General features: G+C 63.3%; 21 protein-coding genes. 12 read left to right on the forward strand and 9 right to left on the reverse strand.

Annotation, left to right across the window (positions count from 1 at the left end; genetic code table 11):
- Genes nuoK through nuoN form a run of 4 tightly spaced genes read left to right on the forward strand, consistent with a single transcriptional unit; the run spans position 1 to position 5,218 of the window.
- Positions 1-309, forward strand: coding sequence for an NADH-quinone oxidoreductase subunit NuoK (gene nuoK / locus E5221_RS18730; RefSeq protein ID WP_003251446.1), 309 nt, complete (start codon positions 1-3; stop codon positions 307-309).
- Complete coding sequence (nuoL, locus tag E5221_RS18735) at positions 306-2,159, forward strand: NADH-quinone oxidoreductase subunit L (RefSeq protein WP_025339925.1); 1,854 nt, start codon at positions 306-308, stop codon at positions 2,157-2,159. The genes nuoK and nuoL overlap by 4 nt, the downstream gene beginning before the upstream one ends.
- A 49-nt stretch (positions 2,160-2,208) precedes the next feature.
- Complete coding sequence (nuoM, locus tag E5221_RS18740) at positions 2,209-3,741, forward strand: NADH-quinone oxidoreductase subunit M (RefSeq protein ID WP_015271056.1); 1,533 nt, start codon at positions 2,209-2,211, stop codon at positions 3,739-3,741.
- A gap of 7 nt (positions 3,742-3,748) precedes the next feature.
- A complete protein-coding gene (gene nuoN, locus E5221_RS18745) occupies positions 3,749-5,218 on the forward strand; it encodes an NADH-quinone oxidoreductase subunit NuoN (RefSeq protein ID WP_013973390.1) in 1,470 nt (489 codons plus the stop codon).
- Between the two features lie 78 nt (positions 5,219-5,296).
- On the opposite strand, the gene E5221_RS18750 is transcribed toward nuoN, so the two are convergent.
- Positions 5,297-5,560, reverse strand: coding sequence for an ogr/Delta-like zinc finger family protein (locus tag E5221_RS18750; protein ID WP_023662582.1), 264 nt, complete (start codon positions 5,558-5,560; stop codon positions 5,297-5,299).
- A gap of 200 nt (positions 5,561-5,760) precedes the next feature.
- On the opposite strand from E5221_RS18750, the gene E5221_RS18755 reads away from it, so the two are divergent.
- Positions 5,761-6,153: a helix-turn-helix domain-containing protein gene (locus tag E5221_RS18755; RefSeq protein WP_182328456.1), complete on the forward strand. Its 393-nt coding sequence runs from the start codon at positions 5,761-5,763 to the stop codon at positions 6,151-6,153.
- Here the strand turns inward: E5221_RS18755 and E5221_RS18760 are convergent.
- From E5221_RS18760 to E5221_RS18770, 3 genes are read right to left on the reverse strand one after another with little or no spacing between them, the layout of a single operon-like run.
- The gene (locus E5221_RS18760) at positions 6,150-6,512 is read right to left on the reverse strand and encodes a hypothetical protein (protein WP_015271057.1); all 363 of its coding nucleotides are present in this window, start codon (positions 6,510-6,512) and stop codon (positions 6,150-6,152) included. The genes E5221_RS18755 and E5221_RS18760 overlap by 4 nt on opposite strands.
- Positions 6,505-6,852, reverse strand: a complete 348-nt coding sequence (locus E5221_RS18765; RefSeq protein WP_061551104.1) for a head completion/stabilization protein — start codon at positions 6,850-6,852, stop codon at positions 6,505-6,507. Before E5221_RS18765 ends, E5221_RS18760 begins: the two co-directional genes overlap by 8 nt.
- 11 nt (positions 6,853-6,863) lie before the next feature.
- Entirely contained in the window at positions 6,864-7,112 is a 249-nt protein-coding gene (locus tag E5221_RS18770; RefSeq protein ID WP_003261017.1) for a helix-turn-helix domain-containing protein, read from the reverse strand.
- Between the two features lie 220 nt (positions 7,113-7,332).
- Between E5221_RS18770 and E5221_RS18775 the strand changes: the two genes are divergently transcribed.
- Positions 7,333-9,399, forward strand: a complete 2,067-nt coding sequence (locus E5221_RS18775) for a TonB-dependent receptor (protein ID WP_247846229.1) — start codon at positions 7,333-7,335, stop codon at positions 9,397-9,399.
- Between the two features lie 142 nt (positions 9,400-9,541).
- On the opposite strand, the gene chrR is transcribed toward E5221_RS18775, so the two are convergent.
- Positions 9,542-10,102: a class I chromate reductase ChrR gene (gene chrR, locus E5221_RS18780; RefSeq protein ID WP_061551102.1), complete on the reverse strand. Its 561-nt coding sequence runs from the start codon at positions 10,100-10,102 to the stop codon at positions 9,542-9,544.
- A 156-nt stretch (positions 10,103-10,258) separates the two neighbouring features.
- On the opposite strand from chrR, the gene E5221_RS18785 reads away from it, so the two are divergent.
- The gene (locus tag E5221_RS18785) at positions 10,259-10,477 is read left to right on the forward strand and encodes a hypothetical protein (protein WP_003261019.1); all 219 of its coding nucleotides are present in this window, start codon (positions 10,259-10,261) and stop codon (positions 10,475-10,477) included.
- Here the strand turns inward: E5221_RS18785 and E5221_RS18790 are convergent.
- From E5221_RS18790 to E5221_RS18805, 4 genes are all read right to left on the reverse strand, one after another.
- Positions 10,461-12,710 (reverse strand): Orn/Lys/Arg decarboxylase N-terminal domain-containing protein, encoded by a 2,250-nt coding sequence (locus E5221_RS18790; protein WP_247847753.1) that lies wholly within the window; start codon positions 12,708-12,710, stop codon positions 10,461-10,463. The genes E5221_RS18785 and E5221_RS18790 overlap by 17 nt on opposite strands.
- Before the next feature lie 266 nt (positions 12,711-12,976).
- Positions 12,977-13,735 (reverse strand): DNA polymerase III subunit epsilon, encoded by a 759-nt coding sequence (gene dnaQ, locus E5221_RS18795; protein WP_039613097.1) that lies wholly within the window; start codon positions 13,733-13,735, stop codon positions 12,977-12,979.
- Between the two features lie 50 nt (positions 13,736-13,785).
- Entirely contained in the window at positions 13,786-14,232 is a 447-nt protein-coding gene (gene rnhA / locus E5221_RS18800; protein ID WP_003261021.1) for a ribonuclease HI, read from the reverse strand.
- Positions 14,233-14,245: 13 nt separating this feature from the next.
- Positions 14,246-15,019, reverse strand: coding sequence for a methyltransferase domain-containing protein (locus E5221_RS18805; RefSeq protein ID WP_013973399.1), 774 nt, complete (start codon positions 15,017-15,019; stop codon positions 14,246-14,248).
- Positions 15,020-15,104: 85 nt separating this feature from the next.
- On the opposite strand from E5221_RS18805, the gene gloB reads away from it, so the two are divergent.
- The 5 genes from gloB (at position 15,105) to E5221_RS18830 (ending at position 22,431) form a co-directional block, all read left to right on the forward strand.
- Complete coding sequence (gene gloB / locus E5221_RS18810; protein WP_061551101.1) at positions 15,105-15,884, forward strand: hydroxyacylglutathione hydrolase; 780 nt, start codon at positions 15,105-15,107, stop codon at positions 15,882-15,884.
- 100 nt (positions 15,885-15,984) lie between these two features.
- Positions 15,985-17,415 (forward strand): lytic transglycosylase domain-containing protein, encoded by a 1,431-nt coding sequence (locus E5221_RS18815; RefSeq protein ID WP_013973401.1) that lies wholly within the window; start codon positions 15,985-15,987, stop codon positions 17,413-17,415.
- Positions 17,416-17,694: 279 nt separating this feature from the next.
- Positions 17,695-19,524, forward strand: coding sequence for an extracellular solute-binding protein (locus E5221_RS18820; RefSeq protein WP_024087409.1), 1,830 nt, complete (start codon positions 17,695-17,697; stop codon positions 19,522-19,524).
- Positions 19,521-21,356: an extracellular solute-binding protein gene (locus E5221_RS18825; protein ID WP_247846230.1), complete on the forward strand. Its 1,836-nt coding sequence runs from the start codon at positions 19,521-19,523 to the stop codon at positions 21,354-21,356. The genes E5221_RS18820 and E5221_RS18825 overlap by 4 nt, the downstream gene beginning before the upstream one ends.
- A gap of 1 nt (position 21,357) precedes the next feature.
- A complete protein-coding gene (locus tag E5221_RS18830; protein ID WP_009686399.1) occupies positions 21,358-22,431 on the forward strand; it encodes a microcin C ABC transporter permease YejB in 1,074 nt (357 codons plus the stop codon).

Consider the following 22,431-nt stretch of genomic DNA (forward strand, 5'->3'; position numbering starts at 1 on the left):
ATGGGTGCTATCCCTCTCGAGCATGGTCTGGCAGTCGCCGGCATCCTGTTCTGCTTAGGTCTGGTTGGCCTGATGGTCCGCCGCAACATCCTCTTCGTGCTCATGAGCCTGGAAGTCATGATGAACGCCTCTGCCCTGGCGTTCGTCGTCGCCGGTGCCCGTTGGGTCCAGCCCGACGGCCAGGTGATGTTCATTCTGGTGATCAGCCTGGCAGCCGCCGAGGCCAGTATTGGCCTGGCCATCCTGCTGCAGCTGTATCGCCGCTTCCACACTCTCGACATCGATGCTGCCAGTGAGATGCGCGGATGAACCTTCTCTTCCTGACTTTCGTCTTCCCCCTCGTCGGCTTCCTGCTGCTGTCGTTCTCGCGCGGGCGGTTCTCGGAGAACCTGTCCGCCCTGATCGGCGTCGGCTCGGTAGGCCTTTCGGCCGCCACCGCCGCCTACGTCATCTGGCAATTCAACGTCGCCCCGCCTGAGGGCGGCGCGTACAGCCAGCTGCTGTGGCAGTGGATGTCGGTGGACGGCTTTGCGCCGAACTTCACCCTGTACCTGGACGGCCTGTCGGTCACCATGCTCGGCGTGGTCACCGGTGTCGGCTTCCTGATCCACCTGTTCGCTTCCTGGTACATGCGTGGCGAAGCCGGTTACTCGCGCTTCTTCGCGTACACCAATCTGTTCATCGCCAGCATGCTGTTCCTGGTGCTGGGCGACAACCTGCTGTTCATCTACTTCGGCTGGGAAGGCGTGGGCCTGTGCTCCTACCTGTTGATCGGTTTCTACTACAGCAACCGCAACAACGGTAACGCGGCACTCAAGGCATTCATCGTCACCCGTATCGGCGACGTGTTCATGGCCATCGGCCTGTTCATCCTGTTCGTCCAGCTGGGCACCCTGAACGTGCAGGAACTGCTGGTGCTGGCACCGCAGAAGTTCCAGGCTGGCGACACCTGGATGGTGCTGGCAACCCTGATGCTGCTGGGTGGTGCGGTCGGTAAATCGGCCCAGCTGCCACTGCAGACCTGGCTGGCCGACGCGATGGCCGGCCCTACTCCGGTCTCCGCGCTGATCCACGCGGCAACCATGGTGACCGCGGGCGTGTACCTGATCGCCCGTACCAACGGCCTGTTCCTGCTGGCGCCGGACATCCTGCACCTGGTAGGCGTGGTCGGTGGCGTGACCTTGGTACTGGCCGGCTTCGCCGCGCTGGTGCAGACCGACATCAAGCGTATCCTCGCCTACTCGACCATGAGCCAGATCGGCTACATGTTCCTGGCCCTTGGCGTTGGCGCCTGGGACGCGGCGATCTTCCACCTGATGACCCACGCCTTCTTCAAGGCCCTGCTGTTCCTTGCCTCCGGTGCGGTGATCGTTGCCTGCCACCACGAGCAGGACATCTTCAAGATGGGCGGCCTGTGGAAGAAACTGCCGCTGGCCTACGCCAGCTTCGTGGTCGGTGGTGCTGCCCTGGCTGCCCTGCCGATCGTGACCGTGGGCTTCTACTCCAAGGACGAGATCCTCTGGGAAGCCTTCGCCAGCGGCAACACCGGCCTGCTGTACGCCGGCCTGGTCGGTGCGTTCATGACCTCGCTGTACACCTTCCGCCTGATCTTCATCGCCTTCCACGGCGAAGCCAAGACCGAAGCCCACGCTGGCCACGGCATCAGCCACTGGCTGCCGCTGGGCGTGCTGATCGTGCTGTCGACCTTCGTCGGCGCCTGGATCACCCCGCCGCTGGCAGGTGTGCTGCCTGAAAGCGCCGGCCACGCCGGTGGCGAAGCCAAGCACGCGCTGGAGCTCACTTCGGGCGCCATCGCCATCGCCGGTATCCTGCTGTCGGCCCTGCTGTTCCTTGGCAAGCGCCGCTTCGTCAGCGCCGTCGCCAACAGCGGTATCGGTCGTGTCCTGTCGGCCTGGTGGTTCGCCGCCTGGGGCTTCGACTGGATCTACGACAAGCTGTTCGTCAAACCTTACCTGCTGATCAGCCACATCCTGCGCAAGGACCCGGTTGACCGCAGCATCGGCCTGATTCCTCGCCTGGCTCGCGGCGGCCACGTCGCCATGAGCAAGACCGAGACCGGCCAGCTGCGCTGGTACACCGCTTCGATCGCCGTTGGCGCAGTGCTGGTACTCGGCGCTGTGGTAGTGGCCGCGGTATGACCATGAACCTTGTGAACCTTGCGACCCTGCAAAAGGAAACGAACCCGTCATGATTTTGCCTTGGCTGATCCTGATCCCCTTCATCGGCGGCTTCCTGTGCTGGCTGGGTGAGCGCTTCGGCGCCACCCTGCCGCGCTGGATCGCGCTGCTGACCATGTCCCTGCTGCTCGGCATCGGCCTGTGGCTGTGGGGTAACGGCGACTACACCCTGGCCCCCGCTCCGGGCGCCGAGCCTGCCTGGGCCCTGGAATACAAAGTCCAGTGGATCCAGCGCTTCGGCATCAGCATCCACCTGGCCCTCGACGGCCTGTCGCTGCTGATGATCCTGCTCACCGGCCTGCTCGGTGTGCTGTCGGTACTGTGCTCCTGGAAAGAGATCCAGCGTCACGTCGGCTTCTTCCACCTCAACCTGATGTGGATCCTCGGCGGCGTGGTCGGTGTGTTCCTGGCCCTGGACCTGTTCCTGTTCTTCTTCTTCTGGGAAATGATGCTGGTGCCGATGTACTTCCTCATCGCGCTCTGGGGTCACAGCTCGTCGGACGGCAAGAAGACCCGGATCTACGCGGCGACCAAGTTCTTCATCTTCACCCAGGCCAGCGGCCTGATCATGCTGGTGGCGATCCTCGGCCTGGTGCTGGTCAACTACACCAACACCGGCGTGATCACCTTCAACTACAGCGACCTGCTCAAGGCCGAACTGCCAGCCGGTACCGAGTACCTGCTGATGCTGGGCTTCTTCATCGCCTTCGCGGTGAAGCTGCCGGTGGTGCCGTTCCACTCCTGGCTGCCTGACGCTCACGCCCAGGCACCGACCGCAGGCTCCGTGGACCTGGCCGGTATCTTGCTGAAGACTGCGGCCTACGGCCTGCTGCGCTTCGCCCTGCCGCTGTTCCCGAACGCCTCGGCCGAGTTCGCGCCAATCGCCATGACCCTGGGCCTGATCGGTATCTTCTACGGTGCCTTCCTGGCCTTTGCGCAAACCGACATCAAGCGCCTGGTCGCCTTCTCCAGCGTTTCGCACATGGGCTTCGTGCTGATCGGTATCTATTCCGGCAGCCAGCAGGCCCTGCAAGGCGCGGTGATCCAGATGCTGGCCCACGGCCTGTCCGCTGCCGCGCTGTTCATCCTGGCCGGCCAGCTGTACGAGCGCCTGCACACCCGTGACATGCGCCAGATGGGTGGCCTGTGGCACCGCATCGCCTACCTGCCGGCCATCAGCCTGTTCTTCGCCGCCGCCTCCCTGGGCCTGCCCGGTACCGGCAACTTCGTCGGCGAGTTCCTGATCCTGATCGGCAGCTTCGCCAGCGTGCCTTGGATCACCGTGATCGCCACCACTGGCCTGGTGTTCGGTTCGGTGTACTCGCTGATCATGATCCACCGCGCCTACTTCGGCCCGGCCAAGACCGACACCGTGCTGGCCGGCATGGACGGACGCGAACTGATCATGGTCCTGGGTCTGGCGGTACTGCTGATCCTGCTGGGCGTGTATCCGCAGCCGTTCCTCGACACCTCTGCCGCCACCATGAGTGGTGTGCAGCAGTGGCTCGGTTCCGCTTTCACTCAACTCGCTTCGGCCCGGTAAGAGCGCTATGGAATTCACCACTCAACACTTCATCGCATTGGCGCCGATGCTGATCACCACCATCACCACGGTGGTGGTGATGCTGGCGATCGCCTGGAAGCGCAACCACTCGCAGACCTTCCTGCTGTCCACCGTGGGCCTCAACCTGGCCCTGCTGTCGATCCTGCCGGCGCTGAAGGTTGCGCCGCTGGCGGTCACCCCGCTGATCACCATCGACAAGTTCGCCTGCCTGTACATGGCGATCATCCTGGTGGCGACGCTAGCCTGCGTCACCCTTGCCCACGCCTACCTCGGCGAAGGCTCCAAGGGTTTCCCGGGCAACCGTGAAGAACTGTACCTGCTGCTGCTGATGTCGGCCCTCGGTGGCCTGGTGCTGGTCAGCGCCAACCACCTGGCCGGCCTGTTCATCGGCCTGGAGCTGCTGTCGGTACCGGTCTATGGCCTGGTGGCGTATGCCTTCTTCAACAAGCGCTCGCTGGAAGCCGGCATCAAGTACATGGTGCTGTCGGCCGCAGGCTCGGCCTTCCTGCTGTTCGGCATGGCCTTGCTGTACGCCGACGCCGGCAGCCTGAGCTTCGACCAGATCGGCAAGGCCCTGGCCGCCACCAGCATGCCAAGCCTGGTGGCCCAGCTGGGCCTGGGCATGATGCTGGTCGGCCTGGCCTTCAAACTGTCGCTGGTACCGTTCCACCTGTGGACCCCGGACGTGTACGAAGGCGCCCCGGCACCGGTCGCCGCCTTCCTGGCAACCGCCAGCAAGGTTGCGGTGTTCGCCGTTGTCGTGCGTCTGTTCATGCTCTCCCCTGCTGCCAGCAGCGGCGCGCTGAGCACCGTACTGGCGGTCATTGCCGTGGCCTCGATCCTGATCGGCAACCTGCTGGCACTGACCCAGAGCAACCTCAAGCGCCTGCTCGGTTACTCGTCCATCGCCCACTTCGGTTACCTGGTCATCGCCCTGGTCGCCAGCAAGGGCCTGGCCCTGGAAGCCATGGGCGTGTACCTGGTCACCTACGTGATCACCAGCCTGGGCGCCTTCGGTGTCATCACCCTGATGTCCTCGCCTTACGGCGGCCGTGACGCCGATGCACTGTACGAGTACCGTGGCCTGTTCTGGCGCCGTCCGTACCTGACTGCGGTACTGACCGTGATGATGCTGTCGCTGGCGGGTATCCCGCTGACCGCCGGCTTCATCGGCAAGTTCTACATCATCGCCACTGGCGTCGAGTCGCACCTGTGGTGGCTGGTCGGTGCCCTGGTGATCGGTAGCGCCATCGGCGTCTACTACTACCTGCGCGTCATGGTCACCCTGTACCTGGTCGAGCCGAACCTGCGTCGCCACGACGCCCCGCTGAAATGGGAACAGCGCACCGGCGGCGTCATGCTGCTGGCCATCGCCATTCTCGCCTTCGTGCTGGGCGTGTACCCGCAACCGCTGCTGGAAATGGTCCAGCAAGCCGGCCTGCAACTGATCGGCTGATCGCCCCGGCAAAACAAGACACCCCGCTTATGCGGGGTGTTTTTTTATCTGCACGCTTTTATCCGTGAGCATCAAGGCTTATTCACCAGGATTGTCCTGGACGGCCCCCGGCAGCGCTGCCTTGCGTAAATCACCGTTGGCCGAAGGCAGGTACACTTCCGGGTTGGGCATGCCGCTGGGCGAGAGCTCATGGGTCATCTCGAACTCGGCACGCACCGACCAGCCACACGCCTCGTTGGTGCATTGCAAATAGGCGATCCGCAGGAAAATATGACGCCCTTCACTGGTGCGTATACGCATCCGGCTGTGGCAATGCGGGCAAACCAGCTTGTATGTACTCACGGCAAGTACCTGCAAGCATTGTTCGGGCTTACCTTCTGTGAGAATAGTCGTCCGGTTTTGTCAGTATTGGCTGCATATATAGGTGTATTCTTCAGTTTGATGCTTCTCATTGCAGGAATGCTCCTTAAAACGCAGGGCTGTATTCATAACGAGTAGTTTAAGCCCATGGAATATCATTAAACCAGTCATGGATATTAGTTATGAGTACCCACGTACTTGCTTCGGTGCTGACCAGGCTGAAGCTTCTGACCGCTACGGAATCTGACGCCGAGCTGTCCAGAGCGCTCTCGATCAGCCCGCAGACATTGAGCAGCTGGAAGGTGCGCGACAGCATTCCTTATTCACTTTGCATAGACATCGCCAGGCAGTATGCATGCTCACTGGACTGGCTTCTGCTGGGTGAACCCGAACGACATCGCGCAGGCCTGGACGACGAAGGCTGGGAACAGGACATGCTCGCGCGCCTGCGCACCCTGTCGCTTGCCGATCGCCAAGCCGTTCTCCTGCTGGTTCAGGACAAGCAACGCATCCAGCAGCTTGAGCGGCAATTGAACGCGCTGACCAGTCGCTCGCCCAATGCCGCCAGCGGCTAGCCCCGGCGGCGCCAGCGCTGGATGAGTTCGCGCGGGTCCAGCGTATCCAGCCAGACCATCACCTTGAGGCTGATGGGGATCACCACCACGGCAGCCACGAACCCCGCCATGCCACGGCTCAGCAAGGGTACCAGTGACGAAACCAGCGGCTCGAACAGGTGGCCAACCCCCACGGTCACGAACACCAGCAAGAGTTTCTTGCCCAGCGTCAGGCGCCTGGCCGTGTTGGTGATCAAGCGGTCGCGCGCCGCACTCACCAGCAAAGCCCCCAGCAGCGCAGCGAACAGGACATTGCCATCCACGCCCAGCAACTCCACCAGCGCCGGGGCCAGGCTGTCGACAACAGATTTTTCAGTCATGGGCAGCCCCTCGGTGTGCGGCGGGCAGGTAGGCGGTCGAGCCCAGGTAATGCATGACCGCGGCTTCGACAAAGCGGATATAGCACACCCGCAATGCACGCCCGTGGTCATGCCCGGCCACATCCTCGAGGCGCTTGTAGCCCCGTTCTCGCAACACCGCGCGCCAGCGCGCGAATTCGCGTGCAGCGTCGATGGCAGCGCAGCGTGCGGCCACTTCCAGCACAGCCTCACTGACAGGCCGCTGCAGGTTCAGGCGCTCACGCAGCCTGTTCAGTTCCACCCGTGGCCAGAAGGGGTCATGGCAATCGGCAAAACGCCGTAACCGAGGATCGTTGCCCATGCTTCACCCCCTCACTGCTCGGCCAGCATGCCGTAACGAATGGCCTTGATCACTGCAGCCACCCGCGTGGGCACATCGAATTTGCGCAGGATGTTCGACACATGGAAGTTCACCGTCGATTCCTTGCATTCCAGGATCTGGCCAATCTCCCACGAGCTCTTGCCGTAGGCACACCACAACAGCACTTGCCGTTCACGTGGCGTCAGGCGAACCGGGGCGTCCGCCAGGGGTTGCTGCGAGTGTCGTGCGTTGTCAGTCATGTTTGAACTCCACGGGTGATTGAGCGAGGCATCGCTGCCGGTCTGCAATCACCTTACGAAGCGCAGGTCGCACTGCTCCATCGCTGCGGCTTGTAAAGAACTTTCGTACAAAACCGTCTGACGAAGGTTGCGCGATATTTGTCGACTTTCCTCGTGCTCCAAGCGGCATTTCGCTCGTCTCAACGCCGTTGTCCATTCGCCTTTCGCCTGGAGTCGTACAATGCGTTGCGTTTTGCCCCCACCATCCTGCCTCGGCCTGCTGGCTGCTTTCGCTGCCTCCCAGCCCGCCCTGGCGGCACCTTCGGTCGAGTTGGGCCAGGTGCTGATCACCGATGAGGAGCAGAACGACCTGACCGCAGCCAGCGAACGCCTGCACGAAGTGCCGGGCGCAAGCAACCTGGTGGACATGCAGCGTGTAGGGCAAGGCCGGGTTGCCAGCAACCAAGATGTACTGGCCTACCAGCCCGGGGTGTTCGCGCAATCGGCGGGCAACGATGGCATCAAACTGTCGATCCGCGGTTCGGGCATCAACCGCGCACCGGGGGCCCACGGCTCCGGGGTCTACACGATGTTCGACGGCCTGCCCCTGACCGGCCCGGGCGGTACGCCCTACGAGCTGTTCGAGCCGCTGTGGCTGAGCCGTGCCGAAGTGCTGCGCGGCGCCAACGGCTTCGACCAGGGTTCCCTCGCCCTTGGCGGTGCGATCAACTACGTCACCCACACCGGCTACGACGCCGCGCCGCTGCAGGTGCGCTACGAAGTCGGCAGCCGCGGCTACCAGCATCGGCACATCAGCTCGGGGCAGGTGCTGGGCAACCTCGACTACTACGTGGCCCTGACCGATTCGGAATATGACGGCTACCAGGCGCACAGCAGCGGCAGTGCCAAGGGTGTGGCGGCCAATGTCGGCTACCGCTTCAACCCGAACCTGGAAACCCGCTTCTACCTGCGCTACCGGAAAACCGAGAACGAGTTGGCCGGGCGCCTGACCAAGGAGCAGATCAAGCATCACCCACGCGCGGCCAACCCGGCCTACCTGGCCCGCGACGACAGCCGCCCGCAACCGGGCAGCACTTGGGTAGGCAACAAGACCACCTTCTACCTCGATGACGATGCGCGCCTGGAGGCCGGCCTGGTCTACCACGACTACCCGATGGACCTGCGCGAAGGCCCGATGCGCCTGAAGGTGGCCTATACCGATGTGAGCGGCACCTTGAACTACTTCCGCCGCGACACCCTGTTCGGCCACGAGAGCAAGACCACCGTCGGCTGGCGCACCACCAAGCACCTGCCCAACAGCGGTGCTTCACAGTTCACCCGCAATGGCGACGTGTTCGGTGAGCGCACCCGTGACTTCAGCTACCAGGGTTCGGACACCGTGCTGCATGTGGGCAATGACCTGGAGCTGGTACCGAACCTGTGGCTGACCACTGGCCTGGCGATGATCTATACCCGCCGTGAAAGTGATGTCACTTACCACCCTGCCGGGGGCGGCAAAGTGAGCCAGCATGACTGGGACTATGCACCACGCCTGGGGCTGCGCTATGACATCAGCCCGGACTTGCAGGTGTACGGCAACCTGAGCCGCTCGGTAGAGCCGCCCCATCCCTGGGCCCTGATCTGGAGTGCGCCTACAGCCAACCAACCGATCGAGATGCAAAACCAGACGGCCACCACACTGGAATTGGGTGCACGCGGCGAATCGGCATTGGGGCATTGGGACCTGGCGTGGTACTACTCGCAGGTTCGCCATGAATTGCTGGCGGTGGAGATCGTGCAAGGCGCTCCGGCCAAGGAATTCAACGCCAGCGCCACCGTGCACCAGGGCGTGGAAGCCGGCCTCGACAGTACCCTGTGGGAACGCGCCGGTACTGGCAGGCTGAGCTTGCGCCAGGCCTACACCCTCAGTGACTTCCACTACCGCGATGACGACAAGTTCGGCGACAACCGCCTGCCGGGCATCCCCATGCACTACTACCAGGCCGAGTTGCGCTATGACTGGCCGAGCGGCTTCTATGCCGGGGTGAATACGCAGATGGCGTCGAAGGTGCAGGTTGACTACGCCAACAGCTACCACGCCGATGAATATGCCTTGCTCGGCGCACGCCTGGGCTGGGATTCACCGAAGCAGGACTGGCAGACCTGGCTGGACCTGCGCAACCTGACCAACAAGCGTTATGCGGCGACGGTGACACCTGGCTACAACGATGCTGGAAAGGATGAGGCCCGTTCGACGCCAGGCGAAGGCTTTGGTGTGTATGCCGGGGTTTCCTACAGCTTCCGCTAGAACATGCCGCGCTCCGCTTCTGTAGGAGCAGCCTTGTGCTGCGAAGAGGCCGGTACAGATCCTATTGATGTGTGATTTGTACCGGCCTCTTCGCAGCACAAGGCTGCTCCTACAAAGAGACCGTCCATTCAACGATCGCGAATCAAACCGCCCTGTTCAACTTCACCCAGGAAGCGAACTTGTCGATAAACGCCTGCAAGAACGGCCGGGTCTTGTCATTGAGCTTGCCCGAATCCTCGAACAGGCTAGCCGCACCACCGATGTAGGCCTCGGGCATCTGCATGCATGGCATGTCCAGAAACACCAGCGACTGGCGCACGGCATGGTTGGCGCCAAAGCCACCAATGCCCCCAGGCGACACACTGACCACCGCCGCCGGCTTGCCACTCCAGGCGCTTTGCCCATAGGGCCGCGAGCCCACGTCGATGGCATTCTTCAGGCCGCCAGGTACCGAGCGGTTGTACTCCGGGGTGACGAACAGCACCGCATCACTGCGGCGGATCTCGTCGCGAAAACGCTTCCACGCTTCCGGCGCTGCTTCGGCCTCGACATCCTCGTTGTACAGCGGCAAATCGCCAATCTCGACGATCTTCAGGGCAAGGCTGGACGGCGCCAGCTCCGAGAGTGCGCGGGCGATCTTGCGGTTGTAGGAGTCCTTGCGCAAGCTACCGACGACAACCGCTACCGAATACACCTGGCTCATGGCAATTCCAACCTTTGCTGAGTAAAGGGACGTTGTAGTTATAGATGACCGTTCCTCGGCGCTTTGGTTTTTTTTCCGCGGGGCGAAAACTTCCGACGCTGTTCCACGGTCTATGCCTGCAGACATTTCCCACGTAATTCAGAGGTTTCCACCCAAATGGCAGCAGTAATGGTCGGCCAATTCCACGCCCGTGACGCCGAAGGCCGCATCTACCCCGTGCACGAGTTCCAGGAGTCGACCCTGCAAACCGACGGCAGCACGCTGGGCGCGCCCATAACCACCTATCGCCTGGCCATCGGCGACAAGGTCAACCATCTGGGTGAAAACCGCTTCGAACTGGCACGCAGCGGCGTCGAGATCATTCGCATTCCTTGATGCAGTCCACCGTGTAGCGGCCGCTTTCATTCTGCAGGCCGTGCACGTCGGCGACGAAACCTGGGAAGCCCTGGTTGAACGCCCGGGCGAAGGCCAGGTAATCGACTATCGAGCGGGTCGCCTCGGTAAACCGCTCCCCCGGCATGATCAATGGAATACCAGGCGGGTACGGCACCAGCATCACCGCTGCCACCCGCCCCAGCAGCGCCTCGATCGGCACCGCCTCCACCTCACCGCGCACCATCTGGTCATAGGCCCGGGCCGGGCTCACGGCTACATCCGGCAAGCGCGTGAACAACCGTTTCAGTTGCTTGGCCGTGGCATTGGCGCGGTAGCAGCCATGCAACTGGTCGCACAGGTCGCGCAGGCCCATGCCCTGATAGCGCGAGGCATCGGCAGCCACCACGCTCGGCAGGCAGTTGCTCAGGGCGGTATTGCCGTCATAGTGGCGCTTGAACTCCAGCAACTCGGTGAGCAAGGTGCTCCACTTGCCCTTGGTGATGCCCATGGAGAACAGCACCAGGAAGCTGTACAGGCCGGTTTTCTCCACCACCAGCCCCCGCTCCCAGAGAAACTTGCTGACCACTGCCGCCGGGATGCCATGCTCGCCCAGTGCACCGCCCGCGCTCAGGCCCGGCATCACCAGGGTCACCTTCAGCGGGTCGAGCAGCACATAGTCGTCCGCCACTTCGCCAAAGCCGTGCCACTCCGCCCCCGGCTGCAGCAGCCAGTCCTGCGCCGCCAGGCGGTGGATGCCTTCGGCGCTCGGCGGCTGCCAGATGCTGAACCACCAGTCGTCGGCGGCGATGTGCTCGCGCAGGTTGGCCAGGGCACGGCGAAAGCTCAGCGCCTCGTCGAACATTTCTTGCAGCAGCGAACGCCCGGCCGGCCCTTCCATCATGGTCGAGGCCACGTCCAGCGAAGCAAGGATGCTGTACTGCGGCGAGGTCGAGATGTGCATCATGAACGCTTCGTTGAAGCGGTCACGGTCCAGCTGGCGCCTGGCCCCGTCCTGCACATGAATCATCGAGGCCTGGCTGAACGCGGCCAGCAGCTTGTGGGTGGAATGGGTGCTGATCACCAGCGGGCTGTCTGCCGCGCAGGCCGTGCCCATGGCATAGCGCCCGGTAAAGAACTCGTGGAATGCCGCATAGGCGAACCAGGCCTCGTCGAAGTGCAGCACCTCGACACTGGCGCCCAGGGTCTGCTTGATCAGCCCGGCGTGGTAGCACAGGCCGTCGTAGGTGGAGTTGGTCACCACCGCCAGCTTGATGCGCTGCCCGCGATCGCGAGCAAGAGGGTTGGCCTGGATCTTCGCCTGGATCGCCTCGGGGCTGAACTCGCTGAGCGGGATCGGGCCGATGATCCCGAGTTCGTTGCGCTCCGGGCACAAATAGAGGGGAATGGCACCGGTCATGATGATCGCATGCACCACCGACTTGTGGCAGTTGCGGTCCACCAGCACCAGGTCGTCGCGGCCGACCATGGCGTGCCAGACGATCTTGTTGGCCGTGGAGGTGCCGTTGATGACGAAAAAGGTGTGGTCGGCGCCAAAGTTGCGCGCAGCCCTGGCTTCGGCTTCGGCCAAGGGGCCGGTGTGATCGAGCAGCGAGCCCAGCTCGGGCACGGAAACGGACAGGTCCGAGCGTAGGGTGTTTTCCCCGAAGAACTGGTGAAAGGCCTGGCCCACTGGGCTTTTGCGATAGGCCACGCCGCCGCCGTGGCCCGGGGTGTGCCAGGAATAATTGGACTGCGCGGTGTGCTGCACCAGGGCCTTGAAGAACGGCGGCAGCAGGCCGTCCAGGTAGATATGTGCGGCACGCGCCACCTGGCGCGCAAGAAACGGCACGGTGTCTTCGAACAGGTAGAGGATGCCCCGCAGCTGGTTGAGCTCGCTCATGGCTTCGGCGGGGGCGTTTTCCAGGGTTACCTGTTCGCCCAGGGCGAAAATCGGCAGGCTGGGGGCGCGCAGGCGGGCCAGGCGGATCAGCTCGGCCATGTTCTGCAGCAGGTGGGTATTCTCGCCGACGCCCTCGGCGGCAATCAGCATGCAGGCCAGGCCATGGTGGGTGGCAGCGACCAGGCAGGCCTCGGCATGGTCGGCGGCGGCGAGGATGGCAAAGCCGTCCTGGCGCAGTTCCTCGGCGATGCCCCGCACACGCTCGCCAGCGACGCTGTCAACCTTGATGGCGCGGTGCACGATGAGGATGGGGAACTTGAGGTCCTTGTACATCAGGTGGCTACCTCCGAAGGACATGGCGTCCATTTCAGGGTAGTAGAACCTGTGTGGTCAGGACCGGTATCGCCTTCAAGACATGCGCAGGATCTGTAGGAGCAGCCTTGTGCTGCGAAGAGGCCGGTAAGGCAACAGATCTTCTTCAGCAGAAATGGCCTCTTCGCAGCACAAGGCTGCTCCTACAGGTACATCACCGGCTTCGGAACTTGTGATGAACCTGTGGGAGCGGGTTCACCCGCGAAAGGGCCGGAGCAGGCGAAAGATCAGCCAGCAGGTGTCTCGGTCAGAGCCTGCCACATGGATGGCCCACCCGCCGACTTGGCAATGGCCGCCAGGCGCTCGGCATGCGCCTCCAGCTCCTCGGCACTGGCCATGATCACCCGCCCGGGCACACGCCCGGTAATACGGCGAATCTCGCTGCCACCAGCACCCGTCCCTTCATCCCCGGCTTCTGCCCCATGCGCGGCCAGCGACAGGCTGGTCTGGCCACCGGTCATTGCCAGGTAGACGTCAGCCAGCAATTCCGAGTCGAGCAATGCGCCGTGCAGCTCACGGCCCGAGTTGTCGATATCGTAGCGTTTGCACAGCGCATCCAGGCTGTTGCGCTGCCCCGGGTGGCGCGCGCGCGCCAGCAGCAGGGTGTCGAGGATGGTGCAGTGCTGCGAAATGTCCGCGCGGTCCTGCTGGCCCAGCAAGGCAAATTCGTTGTTGATGAAGCCAACGTCGAACGCCGCGTTGTGGATGACCAGCGTGGCGCCCTGGATGAACTCGAAGAACTCCTCTGCGACATCGCCAAAGCGTGGCTTGCCGACCAGGAAGGCATCGGTGATGCCGTGGACGTTGATGGCGCCCTCGTCACTCTCGCGGTCCGGCTGCAGGTAGACGTGGAAGTGCCGCCCGGTCAGGCGCCGGCCGATGACCTCGACACAGCCGATCTCGATGATCCGGTGGCCTTCGCTGACCGGCATACCCGTGGTTTCGGTATCGAGAATGACGAACCGTTTATCTTGCTGCTGCTCCACGCGGGGCGCTCCAACTTGCATCAGTTACAAAGGCCGGATTGTACCCCAGCTCAGCGCTTGGCGCGCACCTCATCGACCCCACGGTTGGCCAGCTGGTCGGCGCGTTCGTTGCCGGGGTGGCCGATATGCCCGCGCACCCACTTCCAGGTCACCTTGTGGCGGTTGACCTGCTCATCCAGCTGCTGCCACAGGTCGGCATTTTTCACCGGCTCCTTGGCCGCGGTTTTCCAGCCGCGCTTCTTCCAGTTGGTCATCCATTCGTTGATGCCCTTCATCACGTACTGCGAGTCGGTGGTCAGCACCACTTCGCATTCGCGCTTCAGCGCCATCAAGCCCTGGATCGCGGCCATCAGTTCCATGCGGTTGTTGGTGGTTTCGCGTTCGCCGCCCCACAGTTCCTTCTCGACGCCCTTGTAGATCATAAGGACGCCCCAACCCCCAGGGCCAGGGTTGCCCTTGCAGGCACCATCGGTAAACATCTCGACGCTTTCGCTCATGTACCACTCATGTTCAGTGCTTTTCAGTATCCGGGTTGGCCGCCGTGCGGTTGACCTTGGCCAGGGGCAGCGGCAGCAGCTTGCCCATCGGCTCGCGACGTTCCTGGCGCAACGGCCGCAGGCCCACCACCATCTTGCGTGCTACCAGCAGGTACACACCGCCACCGGAACTCTGCCAGCCGCCAGCCACCCGTTCCCAGCCCGCCAGGCGTTGCTGCCAGGCCGGTGAGGCAAGCGGCGGACGATAGCACCCGAAGCGGCGTTTCTCCAGCGCGAAGCCCAGCAGGTTGAGCCAGTCGCCCACCCGTGACGGCGAGATGCAACGGGCCTTGCGCAAGGCGCCGTGGCTGAAGAAATGGCGCATGCCCCAGCTGCTCCAGGGGTTGATCCCGACGATCAGCAGGTGCCCGCCAGGGCGCACGGCGCTGGCCGCCTCACGCAGCAGGCCGTGGGGCGAAAGGCAGAAATCCAGGCCATGCTGCAGCACCACCACGTCGGCGGCGTGCTCGCTCAGCGGCCAGGCCTGCTCCTCGCAGACAATCTCCACCCCCGGCAGCGGCGCACCGAGGCGTACGTTGCGCTGCACCTGGGGCGCGCTGGGCGGTGGCTCGGCGCAGGGCCCGTAGTGCACAAGGTAACCCCCGAAGAAGCGCCCGAGCTCTTCTTCCAGCAGTTTTTCCTCCTCCCTGAGCATCAGTTGGCCGAGTGGGCCGTTGAACCACTCACGGGCCAGGCTGATCAGCTTGACCCAGTCCGGGTCGGCCTGGGCAAAGGCTTGGTCGGTCATTGCGCTCTCCCTCGAAGGTTCTCGCACCGCGCCATCGCGGATAAGATGCCTTCATGTGCCACGCTAGGCGAATCGGATCCGCACCATGATACAGATCGATGCTCTCCCCGCTTTCTCCGACAACTACATCTGGTTGTTACAGGATACTGCCAAACGCCGCTGCGCGGTGGTCGATCCGGGTGACGCCGGCCCAGTGGAACGCTGGCTGTCGGCCAACCCCGGCTGGGTACTGAGTGACATCCTGGTCACCCACCACCACAACGATCACGTCGGCGGCGTGGAACGGCTCAAGCAACTTACCGGCGCCCGGGTCTGCGGACCGGCCCACGAGCGCATTCCCTGCCGTGACCTGGCGCTGGATGAAGGTGACCAGGTGACCGTGCTGGGCGTGACCTTCCAGGTGCTGGCCGTGCCCGGCCATACCCTGGGGCACATCGCCTTGTTCAGCGACCAGCCGGCAACGCCGGTGCTGTTCAGTGGCGACACGCTGTTCGCCGCCGGTTGCGGGCGCATGTTCGAAGGCACTCCCGAACAGATGCAGCCAGCCCTCGCCCGCCTGGCAGCCCTGCCAGAGCAGACCGAGGTGTACTGCGCCCACGAATACACCCTGAGCAACCTGCGTTTCGCCAAGGCGGTGGAACCCGATAACCCGCACGTTCAGCAGCGGTTCGAGGACGTTACCCGTTTGCGTGCCGAAAATCGCATCACATTGCCATCAACGATCGGTCTGGAGCGCCTGACCAACCCCTTCCTGCGCACCTCTGAAACATTAGTTAAACAAAAAGCAGACGAATGGAAGGGACATTCAAACCCCTCGCATGTCGCTGTTTTTGCTGCCTTGAGGTCTTGGAAGGACACCTTCTGATAACCTCAAGATATATCGCAAGCGATGGTCAAAGGTTGACCAGGCCCGGAGCGGTTTCTAGAATCGCCGAAATTTTTCGCCCGGAAACCTGTGTCAGCCGATGTCTTCACGTAGCCGCAGAACCTCTCATTCCGTCGCCCTGACGCGCCTGGCACAAATCAGTGCGCTGGCCCTGGCCGCCACTTTGGTGGGCTGCCAGAGCACCCGTCAGCTCGACGAATCCGATAGCGTTCGCGCGCACAACTACCAGGCGCGGATCAAGCACAAGCCTTCACCGCTGCTGGTAAAGCCGGCCGAACAGGCACCGCAGGACGTGTGGGAACGCATGCGCCAGGGCTTCGCCCTGCAGGACAACATCGACGTCAACCCGCGTATCGAGCAGCAGCGCCTGTGGTTCGCCAGCAATCCAAGCTTCATCGAAAGCGCCGGCGAGCGTGGCAGCCTCTACCTGCACTACATCGTCGAGCGCCTCGAAGAACGCGACATGCCGCTGGAGCTGGCCCTGCTGCCAGCCATTGAAAGCGCCTACAACCCGATGGCCTACTCGCGCGCCCATGCCGCGGGCATGTGGCAGTTCATTCCGTCCACCGGTCGTCACTTCAACCTGCGCCAGACCAACTTCTACGATGGCCGTCGCGACGTGACCGCCTCGACCAACGCCGCACTGGACTACCTCAGCCGCCTGCACGACATGTTCAACGGCGACTGGTTACTGGCCCTGGCTGCCTACAACGCCGGCGAAGGCACGGTCAGCCGCGCCATCGAGCGCAACGAACGGCTCGGCCTGCCCACCGACTACTGGAACCTGCCGCTGCCGCAGGAAACCCGCGACTACGTGCCCAAGCTGCTGGCCCTGTCGCAGGTGGTACTCACGCCGCAAGCCTATGGCGTGAACCTGAACCCGATCGCCAACGAACCCTACTTCGAGGCGGTGGCCATCAACGACCGCCTGGACCTGTCGCGGGTAGCGGCCTTCGCCAACATCGACGAGGACGAGCTGATCCAGCTCAACCCGGCATTCAAGAAGCGCATGACCGTGGACGGCCCGCAGCAGCTACTGGTACCCACCGCCAAGGCGCAGCTGCTGAGCGACAGCCTGTCCAACCTCAAGCCCGAGCAGCTGGTCAGCCTGCAGCCGAACAAGGCCGTGTTCGCCCGCGCCGTGGCCGAAGCCAAGGCCCCAGTGGCGGCGCGCAGCTACCGGGTCAAGCGCGGCGACAACCTGGGCGCCATCGCCAAGGCCAACCGCGTTTCGGTCAAGGACATCAAGCGCTGGAACCGCCTCTCCGGCAACAACGTGCGCGCTGGCCAGGTCCTGGCCCTGCGCGGTGGCAGCGCGCCGAGCGCTGCTGGCAATCGGGTAGCCGCCTCCGGGCAGCGCTCCACGCAGTACAAGGTACGCAAAGGCGATTCGCTGTACCTGGTGGCCAAGCGCTTCAACGTGGAAATGAAACACCTCAAGCGCTGGAACCCGCGCAGCGGCCATGCCCTGAAGCCAGGCCAGACCCTGACCGTCTACCTCTCGCATTGATACGAAGCCCGGGGTCTTTGCGCGGCCCTGTGGGAGCGGCCTTGTGTCGCGAAAGGGGCGCGAAGCGGCCCCAGGATTTCAGCTTCGCCGCGTAAACTGCCGGGGCTGCCATGCAGCCCTTTCGCGACGCAAGGCCGCTCCCACAGGTACCGCGTCACCCGCAGCGACCGGCAACTGGCTGAACCACTTGCCCCACCTTCAAAACCTCTCTTTTTCCAACCCCACCAAGCTGTTACTGTACCCCGATCAAAGCCCAACGCCTCTGGATCGGATGCCGACTTGATACGTCCCCTCCTGCTGTCTCTCAGCCTGGCCTTGAGCTTTCCCGCAGCCGCGATGGTGAGCGAAAGCCACGGATACGCGCAGTTCGGCACGCTCAAGTACCCAGCCACATTCACCCATTTCGACTGGGTCAACCCGCAAGCGCCCAAGGGCGGCACCTTGCGGGCGATGGCTTTCGGAACCTTCGACACCCTCAACCCCTACACCTTCAAGGGGTCGAGCCCGATTACCACGCCCAATTTCCAGCAGTACGGCATCAGCGAGCTGAACGAGCCGCTGATGGTCGGCACCGGCCAGTACGACCCGTCCGGCGACGAACCGACCTCCAGCTACGGCCTGATCGCCCGCTCGGTGGAGTACAGCGAGGACCGCAGCTGGGTGGTGTTCAACCTGCGCCCGGAGGCCCGCTGGCATGACGGCAAGCCGATCACCTCGGCAGACGTGGCCTTCTCCTACCGCACGCTGCTCAAGGATGGCCACCCGATCTACCGCACCAACCTGCAGGAAGTGCAGCGGGTGGACATCCTTGGCCCGCTGCGCATCCGCTTCGTATTCAAGCGCGCCGGCAACCCGCTGCTGATCCTGCGCCTGGGCGAAATGCCGGTGCTGCCCAAGCACTACTGGCAAAAGCGTGACTTCAAGGCCACCACCTTCGAGCCTCCACTGGGCAGCGGCCCTTACCGCATCACCCAGGTCCAGCCTGGGCGCCGGTTGGTGTTCGAACGGGTAAAGAACTACTGGGGCAAGGACCTGGCGGTGAACCGTGGCAAGTACAACTTCAACCGCGTGGAATACGAGTTCTACCGCGACGCCACGGTCGCCTTCGAAGCATTCAAGGCCGGCGAGTTCGACATCTATATCGAGCACCAGGCGAAGAACTGGGCCAACGGCTACAACTTCCCGGCCGTGCGCCGGGGCGAGGTGATCAAGGCGCAGATCCCGCACCGCATCCCCACGCAAACCCAGGGCCTGTTCATGAACAGCCGCCGGGCCACCTTCAGCGACCCACGGGTACGCCAGGCACTGGGGCTGATGCTCGACTTCGAGTGGACCAACCGCGCGCTGTTCAGCGGCGCCTACCGCCGCTCGACCAGCTACTACCCCAACAGCGAATTCGCCGCCACCGGCCTGCCCACCGGCAAGGAATGGCTGTTGCTGGCACCGTTTCGTGACCAGTTGCCGGCCAGCCTGTTCAGCGAACCCTACAAGGTCAGCCATACCGATGGCCGTGGCATCAACCGCCAGACCCTGCGCCAGGCCCTCGGCCTGCTCGCCGAGGCCGGCTGGAAGCTGAACGGCCAACGTCTGGTCGACAGCAAGGGCCAGCAGCTGCGCATGGAACTGCTGCTGGTAAACCCCAACCTTGAACGCATCCTGCAACCTTATGTCGAAAACCTGGCCAGCATCGGCATCGATGCGCGCTTGCGTACTGTGGACCGCGCCCAGTACAAACAACGCCTGGACCAGTTCGATTTCGACATGATTCTGATGACCCTGAACCAGACCCTGAGCCCGGGCCTCGAACAGTGGCTGTACTTCCACTCCAGCCAGGCAACCACCAAGGGCAGCAAGAACTATGCTGGGGTCAAGGACCCGGTGGTCGACCATCTGCTCGACACCCTGCTGGCCGCCCGCACCCGCGATGATCAGGTTGCCGCCGCCCGCGCCCTGGACCGCGTGCTCTCATGGCAGTACTACATGATCCCCAACTGGTACCTCGACAATCATCGCCTGGCCTACCGCAACCGGTTCGCCTTCGTCACCACGCCGCCCTACACCCTTGGGCTGAACAGCTGGTGGATCAAGACTTCGGAGAAAGCCCAATGACGCCAACGCACCGACTGCGCCGGTTGGCCGGCAGCCTGTTGCTTGCCTGCCTGAGCCTTCCCGCCCTGGCCGCACCGCAACACGCGCTCACCCTGTACGACGAGCCCCCAAAATACCCCGCCGACTTCAAGCACTTTGCCTACGTCAACCCTGACGCACCCAAGGGTGGCACCTTCCGCCAGTCCAGCTTCGGCGGCTTCGACAGCCTCAACCCGTTCATCAACAAGGGTGTGCCGGCCGAGAACATCGGCAGCATCTACGACACCCTGATGCGCCAGAGCCAGGACGAGCCGTTCACCGAGTACGGCCTGGTGGCCGGCAAGATCGAAAAAGCCCCGGACAACAGCTGGGTGCGCTTCAACCTGCGCCCCGAGGCACGCTTCCACGACGGCCACCCGATGCGCGCCGACGACGTGGTGTTCACCTTCAATGCCCTGATCAAGGACGGCGCGCCGCTGTACCGCCAGTACTATGCCGACGTCGCTGAAGTGGTCGCCGAAGACCCGCTGACGGTGCTGTTCACCTTCAAGCACAAGAACAACCGCGAGCTGCCGCTGATTCTCGGCCAGCTGCCGGTACTGCCCAAGCACTGGTACGAAAGCCGCGAGTTCAACCGCGGCAACCTGGAAATCCCGCTGGGCAGCGGCCCTTACAAGGTTGCCGAGGTCAAGGCCGGGCGCTCGGTGCGCTACGAGCGGGTCAAGGACTACTGGGCCAAGGACCTGCCGATCAACCGCGGCTTCTACAACTTCGACGTCATGACCTTCGACTCCTACCGCGACACCACCGTCGCCCTGGAAGCACTCAAGGCCGGGGCGTTCGACTATGCGCTGGAAGTCAGCGCGAAGAACTGGGCCACCGCCTACAACGTACCCGCCGTGCGCGATGGCCGCCTGATCAAGGAAGAGTTGCCCAACGGCAACCCCACGGGCATGCAGGGCTTCATCTTCAACATCCGCCGCCCGGTGTTCCAGGACGTGCGCGTGCGCCAGGCGCTGAGCCTGCTGCTGGACTACGAGTGGACCAACAAGCAGCTGTTCAACGGTGCCTACACCCGCACCGGCAGCTACTTCGAAAACTCGGAAATGGCCGCCCGCGGCCTGCCCAGCCCCAGCGAACTGAAAATCCTCGAACCGCTACGTGGCAAGGTCCCCGAGCAGGTATTCAGCGAAGCCTTCCGCAACCCGGTCAGCGACGGCAGCGGCATGATCCGCGAACAGCAGCGCCAGGCCTACAAGCTGCTGCAGGAAGCCGGCTGGAAGATCGTCGACGACAAGATGGTCGACGCCCAGGGCAAGCCGGTAAGCATCGAATTCCTGCTGGCACAGACCGAGTTCGAACGCATCCTGCTGCCGTTCAAGCGCAACCTCGCCGACCTTGGCATCGACCTGAACATCCGCCGGGTCGACGTGTCCCAGTACATCACCCGCCTGCGCTCGCGCGACTACGACATGATCGTCGGTGGCTACCCGCAGTCCAACTCGCCGGGTAACGAGCAGCGCGAGTTCTGGTCCAGTGCCGCCGCCGACAACCCCGGCAGCCGCAACTTCATCGGCCTGCGCGACCCGGCCATCGACCAATTGGTGGAACAGCTGATCAATGCCGATTCGCGGCAGAGCCTGATCGACCACTGCCGGGCCCTCGACCGCGTGCTGCTGTGGGGCTACTACGTGATCCCCAACTGGCACATCAAGACCTGGCGCGTGGCCTACTGGAACCACATCGGCCACCCGGACGTCTCGCCCAAGTACGACATCGGCATCGACACCTGGTGGATCAAGCCCGGCGTAACCCCGGCCGTCAGCGAAACCACTGCGGACGAGGCCGAATAACATGCTGGCCTACATCCTGCGCCGCCTGCTGCTGATCATCCCGACCCTGTTCGGCATCCTGATCATCAACTTCATCATCGTCCAGGCCGCCCCCGGCGGCCCGGTCGAGCAGATGATCGCCAAGCTCGAAGGTTTCGAAGGCGCCACCAGCCGCATTGCCGGTGGCGGTGCCGAAGTGTCCGTGGCCGGCTCCAACTACCGTGGCGCCCAGGGCTTGGACCCGGCACTGATCGCCGAGATCGAACGCATGTACGGCTTCGACAAGTCGCCGCCCGAGCGCCTGTGGATCATGATCAAGAACTACGCCCGGCTGGACTTCGGCGACAGCTTCTTCCGCGATGCCAAGGTTATCGACCTGATCATCGAGAAGATGCCGGTGTCGATTTCGCTGGGGCTGTGGAGCACGCTGATCATGTACCTGGTGTCGATCCCGCTGGGCATCGCCAAGGCCGTGCGCCACGGCAGCCATTTCGACGTGTGGACCAGTTCGGCGATCATCGTCGGCTACGCCATCCCGGCGTTCCTGTTCGCCATCCTGCTGATCGTGCTGTTCGCCGGCGGCAGCTACTTCGACTGGTTCCCGCTGCGCGGCCTCACCTCCAACAACTTCGACGAACTGAGCACCACCGGCAAGGTGCTGGACTACTTCTGGCACCTGGTGCTGCCGATCACCGCGCTGGTCATCGGCAACTTCGCCACCATGACATTGCTGACCAAGAACAGCTTCCTAGACGAGATCAACAAGCAATACGTGGTCACCGCCAAGGCCAAGGGCCTGAGCCGGCCACGGGTGCTGTACGGCCATGTGTTCCGCAACGCCATGCTGCTGGTGATTGCCGGTTTCCCTTCGGCGTTCATCGGCATCTTCTTCACCGGTTCCTTGCTGATCGAGGTGATCTTCAGCCTCGACGGCCTTGGCCTGATGAGTTTCGAGGCGGCCATAAACCGTGACTACCCGGTGGTCTTCGGCACCCTGTTCATCTTCACCCTGCTGGGGCTGGTGGTGAAACTGATCGGCGACCTGACCTACACCCTGGTCGATCCACGCATCGACTTCGCCAGCCGGGAGCACTGA

This window comes from Pseudomonas sp. A2, assembly GCF_023100865.1.
GTDB lineage: Bacteria > Pseudomonadota > Gammaproteobacteria > Pseudomonadales > Pseudomonadaceae > Aquipseudomonas > Aquipseudomonas asiatica.